This window comes from Streptomyces sp. NPDC005728 (assembly GCF_040630895.1).
Lineage (GTDB): Bacteria > Actinomycetota > Actinomycetes > Streptomycetales > Streptomycetaceae > Streptomyces.
The window spans coordinates 40,580-47,127 of sequence record NZ_JBEXYL010000070.1 but is presented as its reverse complement, the minus strand read 5'-3'; the positions used below and the strand labels follow the sequence as shown (position 1 = coordinate 47,127).

Annotated in this window: 7 protein-coding genes and 1 riboswitch; of the genes, 4 read left to right on the top strand and 3 right to left on the bottom strand. The window is 72.6% G+C overall.

Annotated features, from left to right (window positions below; genetic code table 11):
* Positions 1-129: 129 nt before the first annotated feature.
* From ABZ471_RS34460 to ABZ471_RS34450, 3 genes are all read right to left on the bottom strand, one after another.
* Positions 130-495 carry an Rv2175c family DNA-binding protein gene (locus ABZ471_RS34460; protein ID WP_359072070.1) on the bottom strand — a complete coding sequence of 122 codons (366 nt, stop codon included), beginning with the start codon at positions 493-495 and terminating at the stop codon, positions 130-132.
* Positions 496-560: 65 nt separating this feature from the next.
* The gene (locus tag ABZ471_RS34455; protein WP_359072068.1) at positions 561-1,793 is read right to left on the bottom strand and encodes an FAD-dependent oxidoreductase; all 1,233 of its coding nucleotides are present in this window, start codon (positions 1,791-1,793) and stop codon (positions 561-563) included.
* A gap of 32 nt (positions 1,794-1,825) precedes the next feature.
* A complete protein-coding gene (locus tag ABZ471_RS34450) occupies positions 1,826-2,176 on the bottom strand; it encodes a hypothetical protein (protein WP_359072067.1) in 351 nt (116 codons plus the stop codon).
* A gap of 53 nt (positions 2,177-2,229) precedes the next feature.
* A riboswitch (TPP riboswitch) is annotated at positions 2,230-2,341 on the top strand.
* On the opposite strand from ABZ471_RS34450, the gene thiO reads away from it, so the two are divergent.
* From thiO to pknB, 4 genes are all read left to right on the top strand, one after another.
* Positions 2,339-3,499 (top strand): glycine oxidase ThiO, encoded by a 1,161-nt coding sequence (gene thiO / locus ABZ471_RS34445; RefSeq protein WP_359072065.1) that lies wholly within the window; start codon positions 2,339-2,341, stop codon positions 3,497-3,499. It overlaps the preceding riboswitch by 3 nt.
* Positions 3,496-3,708, top strand: a complete 213-nt coding sequence (gene thiS, locus ABZ471_RS34440) for a sulfur carrier protein ThiS (protein ID WP_359072064.1) — start codon at positions 3,496-3,498, stop codon at positions 3,706-3,708. The genes thiO and thiS overlap by 4 nt, the downstream gene beginning before the upstream one ends.
* Positions 3,709-3,711: 3 nt before the next feature.
* Complete coding sequence (locus ABZ471_RS34435) at positions 3,712-4,506, top strand: thiazole synthase (protein WP_359072063.1); 795 nt, start codon at positions 3,712-3,714, stop codon at positions 4,504-4,506.
* A 92-nt stretch (positions 4,507-4,598) separates the two neighbouring features.
* Entirely contained in the window at positions 4,599-6,533 is a 1,935-nt protein-coding gene (pknB, locus tag ABZ471_RS34430) for a Stk1 family PASTA domain-containing Ser/Thr kinase (RefSeq protein ID WP_359072061.1), read from the top strand.
* The last annotated feature ends 15 nt before the right edge of the window (positions 6,534-6,548 follow it).

Here is a 6,548-nt window from a genome sequence, read left to right as displayed (position 1 = left end):
TTGAAGTGGGTGCCGATCTCGTGTCCCTCGAGCCAGGCCCGGCGCACGTTGGTCAGCGTGGCCTTGATGTGCGGATCGCTGAGGTAGCCGATGGCCGAGGCCGGTGCGCCACCCGTGGTGCGGGTCGGTTCAGACAGCGAGCGCCTGGGCGCGGCGCTTCACCTCCGTGCCGCGATTCTCGCTCAGGGCCTGCGCGGGGGTACCGGGCAGGGTCGGGTCGGGGGTGAAGAGCCACTCGATCATCTCTTCGTCCGTGAAGCCGTCGTCCCTCAGGAGCGTCAGGGTGCCGGTCAGGCCCTTGACGACCTTGTCCCCGTCGATGAAGGCGGCGGGGACGTGCAGCGCGCGGTTCTCACCACGGCGTACGGCGATGAGCTGGCCCTCCTTGACCAGCTGCCGCACACGTGTCACCTCGACGCCGAACTGTTCGGCGATGTCGGGGAGGGTGAGCCAGCCGGGGACGAGAGCATCGATCTTTGCGTCAATCTCGGTCACGGAATCTAGCCTGCCATCCACCACTGACAGTAGGAAGCCAGGCCCGGCCACCTGGGAGTACGCGCCTAGTCGGCGATGGCCTCCTTGAGGGGGCGGGCCGGGTCGGCCAGGACCTCGGGATCCAGGCGGCGGCCGGCCTCGATCAGCCGTCGGCCCTGGGCCAGGTCGCGTGGCCTGCCCACGGCCAGCACGGCCACGAGCCGGTCCTCGCGCAGCCAGCAGACGGTCCAGGCCGGGCCCGACGGGTCGCCGCGCCGGACCGTGCGGTCGGCGGAGGCGTGGTGGCCGGCGTACTGGACGAACCGGCCGAACTGCTCGGACCAGAAGTACGGCACCGGGTCGTAGACCACGGGGGTCTCGCCCAGGATGTTCGCGGCGACCGTGCGCGGGCCCTGCAGGGCGTTGTCCCAGTGGTGGACCAGCAGCCGGGCGCCGTAGCGGGCCGAGGGGAAGGAGGCGCAGTCGCCGACCGCGTACACGTTCTCGACGGAGGTGCGCAGCCGGGCGTCGGCGACGACCTCCCCGTGGGCGCCCAGCTCGATGCCGGAGCCGGCCAGCCAGGCGGTGGCGGGGCGCGCACCGATGCCGACCACGACGGCGCCCGCGGGCAGCCGCGAGCCGTCGGAGAGCACCACCGTGCCGGGCTCGACGCGCTCCACGCGCGCGTGCGTGCGCAGCTCGGCTCCGCTCTCGGCGTACCAGGCGGCCATCGGGGCGGCCACCTCGGGCGGGAGCGCGCCCGCGAGCGGGCGTTCGGCGGCCTCGACGACGGTCACGGTGCAGCCGGCCTCGCGGGCGGCCGTGGCGAACTCGGCGCCGATCCAGCCGGCGCCGACGACCACGATGTCGTGCTGCCGGGCGAGCACCGGCCGCAGCCGGTCGGCGTCGTCCAGGGTGCGCAGCAGATGGACGCCGGGCACGCCCTCGGTGCCCGGCAGCCGGATCGGTTCGGCGCCGGTGGCGAGGACCAGCACGTCGTACGGGACCGGGCCGGCCTCGGTGTCCAGCTCGTGGTCGCCGGTACGCACGCCCAGCACCTCGCAGCCGAGCCGCAGTTCGATGCCGAGCGACTCGAAGTCGACGTCGAAGGCGGAGCCCTCGGCCTTGCCGAGCAGCACGGCCTTGGACAGCGGCGGCCGGTCGTACGGCTGGTGGGGCTCGGCGCCGATCAGCGTGACGGCGCCCGTGAAGCCCTGCTCGCGCAGGGCGACCGCGGTCTGCACCCCGGCCATCCCCGCGCCCACGACGACCACGCGCCGTCCCTGTGACGTGCCCTGCTGCGGTGTCTGCTCGCTCACCCGATCACCATAGTCAACTGACAAATCGTCAGTCAGCGGGCGTGCTCAGTGACCTGTTCCACAACGCTCGTCCCGGACCCCGGCTGCGACTCCCACTCCCAGGTCTCCTCCAGCCGCACCCGCCCGTCCGGCAGCTCCACGACCGTCGAGGCGCAGTGCCCCGAGGAGGTGGTCCCGTCGTGCTTGAGCTGCACGTACCGGAAGTCGAGCCGGTCGCCCCGCCGGGTGCCGATCAGATGGCCGCGCACGACGTCACCGCCGGTGTACTCGGCCCAGATCTCGCCGTCCTGCTCGTGGTACGCGAACCGGGTGCGCGTACCCACCTGACCTGGGGATTGGTCCGCCACGGGGGCCAGGATCAGTCCGTCGAGCGAGCGGGCCATGGACAGGGGCTCCCTTACAAGCGTGGTGCTCCGCGGGCTAGGGTGGCCACCGTACAAGCACTCGCGGGAGCCCGGACGCACCGGGCTGAGAGGGAGGCTGGCGGCCTCCGACCGTACGAACCTGATCCGGGTCATGCCGGCGAAGGGAGGGGCTGGACGCCCATGTCGTCACGTACGTCCGACGTCCTCGTCATCGGGGGCGGAATCATCGGCCTGGTCACGGCCTGGCGTGCCGCGCAGCGCGGGCTCGCCACGGCCGTGGTGGACCCCGAGCCCGGCGGCGGCGCCGCGCGGGTTGCGGCGGGGATGCTGGCCGCCGTCACGGAACTGCACTACGGCGAGGAGACGCTGCTCGCCCTGAACCTGGAATCCGCCCGCCGCTACCCGGACTTCGCGGCCGAGCTGACCGAGCTGACCGGCCACGACCTCGGCTACCGGCAGTGCGGCACGCTTGCGGTCGCCCTCGATGCCGACGACCGCGCGCACCTGCGCGAACTGCACGCGCTCCAGCGGCGTTCGGGCCTGGCGTCGGAGTGGCTCTCCGGACGGGAGTGCCGGCGCCTGGAGCCGATGCTCGCGCCCGGGGTGCGCGGCGGGCTGCGAGTGGACGGGGACCACCAGATCGATCCGAGGCGACTGGCGTCGGCCCTGGTGGCCGCATGCGAGCGGGCCGGGGTGGTGTTCCACCGGTCGTGGGCCGAGCGGCTCGACGTCGCGGGTGACCGGGCCGCCGGGGTCACCACCACCGACGGCACCCGGCTGGGCGCGGAGCAGGTCGTGCTCGCTGGCGGCAGCCTGAGCGGGCGTCTGACGGGCGTCCCGGACGACGTACTGCCCCCGGTGCGGCCGGTGAAGGGGCAGGTGCTGCGGCTGACCGTGCCGCGCCGGTACGCGCCCTTCCTGAGCCGTACCGTGCGGGCGGTGGTGCGCGGCAGCCAGGTCTACCTGGTGCCGCGGGAGAACGGCGAGCTGGTCGTCGGCGCGACCAGCGAGGAGCTGGGCTGGGACACCACGGTGACCGCGGGCGGCGTGTACGAGCTGCTGCGCGACGCCCACGAGCTGGTGCCGGGTATCACCGAGCTGCCCCTCACCGAGACCCGGGCGGGACTGCGCCCCGGCTCCCCCGACAACGCGCCGCTGCTCGGCCCGTCCGGGTTCGACGGGCTGCTGCTGGCCACCGGGCACTACCGCAACGGGGTGCTGCTCACGCCGGTCACCGGGGATGTGATGGCTGAGGTGCTGGTCACCGGTGAGCTGCCGGAGCAGGCCCGTCCGTTCACGCCGAAGCGCTTCGGCGACGTTCTCGTGGAGCCGTCCGTATGACCATCGCCGTCACCATTTCCGTGAACGGGGCGCGCCACCAGGTCGCCCCGGGCACCGCCCTGGACGCCCTCGTGAAGACCCTCACCGCGGCGCCCTCCGGGGTGGCAGCCGCAGTCAACGAAACCGTCGTCCCGCGCGCGCAGTGGGCGGCCACGGCCCTCGCCGAGGGCGACCGCGTCGAAGTCCTCACCGCCGTACAAGGAGGCTGACCCATGGCCGACGATCCCTTCGTCCTCGGCGGTGTGCCCCTCGGCTCCCGGCTGATCATGGGCACCGGCGGCGCGCCGAGCCTGGACGTGCTGGAGCGGGCCCTGGTCGCCTCCGGCACCGAGCTGACCACGGTGGCCATGCGGCGGGTCAATCCCGAGGTGCACGGCTCGGTGCTGTCGGTGCTGGAGAAGCTGGGCATCCAGGTGCTGCCCAACACGGCGGGCTGTTTCACCGCCGGGGAGGCGGTGCTGACCGCCCGGCTGGCCCGGGAGGCGCTGGGCACCGACCTGATCAAGCTGGAGGTCATCGCCGACGAGCGGACACTGCTGCCGGATCCGGTGGAGCTGCTGGAGGCGGCGGAGACGCTCGTCGACGACGGGTTCACCGTGCTGCCGTACACCAACGACGATCCGGTGCTCGCGCGGAAGCTGGAGGACGTGGGCTGCGCGGCGGTGATGCCACTGGGCTCGCCCATCGGGTCCGGACTCGGGATCCGCAATCCGCACAACTTCCAGCTGATCGTGGAGCACGCGCGCGTGCCGGTGATCCTGGACGCGGGAGCCGGTACGGCGTCGGACGTGGCGCTGGCGATGGAGCTGGGGTGTGCGGGTGTGATGCTCGCCTCGGCCGTCACGCGGGCCCAGGAGCCCGAGACGATGGCCGCCGCCATGAAGCACGCGGTGGAGGCGGGGCGGCTGGCCCGGCTGGCCGGGCGGATTCCGCGCAGGCACTTCGCGGAGGCCTCCTCCCCGACGGAGGGACGCGCACAGCTGGATCCGGAACGCCCTGCCTTCTAGCCCGTTGCGCCAGGGTCACAGCTCTGCTGCATTCCGTCACCTGAACGGCCGAGTGGGCGGGACTGTCGGTCGCCCCTCGTACACTCGCCTGCGTGGATACGACCCTTCAGGACCCCCTTGTCGGGCAGGTGCTCGACGGACGGTATCGCGTCGAGGCGCGGATCGCCGTCGGCGGGATGGCCACGGTCTACCGGGCCCTGGACACCCGCCTGGACCGCGTTCTCGCGCTCAAGGTGATGCACCCGACCCTGGCGGCCGACGGCTCGTTCGTGGACCGGTTCATCCGGGAGGCCAAGTCGGTCGCCCGGCTCGCCCACCCCAATGTGGTGCAGGTCTTCGACCAGGGGACCGACGGGTCGTACGTGTACCTGGCGATGGAGTACGTCGCCGGGTGCACCCTGCGGGACGTACTGCGCGAGCGGGGCGCGCTGCAGCCGCGGGCTGCGCTGGACATCCTGGAGCCGGTGCTGGCCGCGCTCGGCGCCGCGCACCGGGCCGGGTTCGTGCACCGGGACATGAAGCCCGAGAACGTGCTGATAGGCGACGACGGGCGGGTCAAGGTCGCCGACTTCGGGCTCGTGCGCTCCGTGGACACCGTGACCAGTACGACGGGTTCCGTGCTCGGGACCGTGTCGTACCTCGCGCCCGAGCAGATCGAGCAGGGCACCGCCGACCCGTGCGTCGACGTGTACGCGTGCGGTGTCGTCCTCTACGAGATGCTGACCGGCGGCAAGCCGCACTCGGGTGACTCCCCCGCGCAGGTGCTCTACAAGCACATCCACGAGGACGTGCCGCCGCCGTCGGCGCTGGTGCCGGGGCTGCCGTACGAGCTGGACGAGCTGGTCGCCTCGGCCACCGCGCGTACCCCGGACATCCGGCCGCAGGACGCGGCGGCGCTGCTCGGCGAGGTGCTGCGGGCGCGCGCCTCGCTCAGCGCCGAGCAGCTGGACGCCCTGCCGCCGCAGGCGCTGTCCGCGGAGCACGAGCACCGCGACATCTCCTCGGACCGTACGAGCGTGATCCCCCGCTCGCTGACCGTGCCCCGGCCGCTGCCCGTCAACGAGGACGACGAGGCTCCGGCGGTGCAGCACACCAGCAGGCTGGAGAGCCCGAACCTGCCGTCCAGGCGGCGGCCGGCGCGGCCCCGGCGCGGGCTCCTCACCCTCGTCGCGGCCGTCCTGGTGGTCTTCGGTGTCGGCGCCGGCGTCTGGTACATCAACTCCGGGCAGTTCACCAAGGTCCCGCAGCTGCTGGCCAAGACCGAGGAGCAGGCGCAGCAGCGGCTGAAGTCGGCCGGGCTCGATGTCAAGCAGGTCAGGAGCGAGTACAGCGACACGGTGCGGCGCGGCACGGTGATCAGCACCGACCCGGCGGCCGGAGCCCGGATCCGCAGCAACGACTCCGTGACGCTCGTCATATCCCGGGGCCCCGAGATCGTGAAGGTGCCCGATCTGGAGGGCGTCCCGCTGGGCAGGGCGCAGGCCCGGCTGAAGGCGGCCGGTCTTGAGCCGGGCATGGTCAACCGGGCGTTCAGCGACAGCGTGGACAAGGGCTCGGTGATCAGCACCGACCCGGAGGCCGGCATCAAGCGGCACGCGGGCTCGGCGATCGCGCTCCTGGTCAGCAAGGGCAACCCGATCGACGTGCCGGACGTCACCGGTGACGACCTGGACGACGCCAAGCAGGAGCTGGAGGACGCCGGCCTGAAGGTGACCATCTCCACGGAGCAGGTCAACTCGGAGTACGACAAGGGCCGGGTGGCGCGGCAGACCCCGGCGGGCGACAGCCAGGCCGCCGAGGGCGACACGGTGACGCTGACGCTGTCCAAGGGCCCGGAGATGGTCGAGGTGCCGGACGTGGTCGGAGACAGCGTGGACGACGCGACGAAGGCGCTGGAGTCCGCCGGTTTCGAGGTCAAGAAGGACCGGGGGCTGCTGGGGCTCTTCGGCGACACCGTGAAGGAGCAGTCGGTGGAGGGCGGCGAGACGGCACCCAAGGGGTCGACGATCACCATCACCATCCGGTGACGAGGGGCGGAGCGC

Coding starts and splice junctions, on each gene's coding strand:
- ABZ471_RS34450 (WP_359072067.1), bottom strand. CDS start 2,176: ATGGCCCGCTCGCTCGACGGACTGATCCTGGCCCCCGTGGCGGACCAA.
- thiO (WP_359072065.1), top strand. CDS start 2,339: ATGTCGTCACGTACGTCCGACGTCCTCGTCATCGGGGGCGGAATCATC.
- thiS (WP_359072064.1), top strand. CDS start 3,496: ATGACCATCGCCGTCACCATTTCCGTGAACGGGGCGCGCCACCAGGTC.
- ABZ471_RS34435 (WP_359072063.1), top strand. CDS start 3,712: ATGGCCGACGATCCCTTCGTCCTCGGCGGTGTGCCCCTCGGCTCCCGG.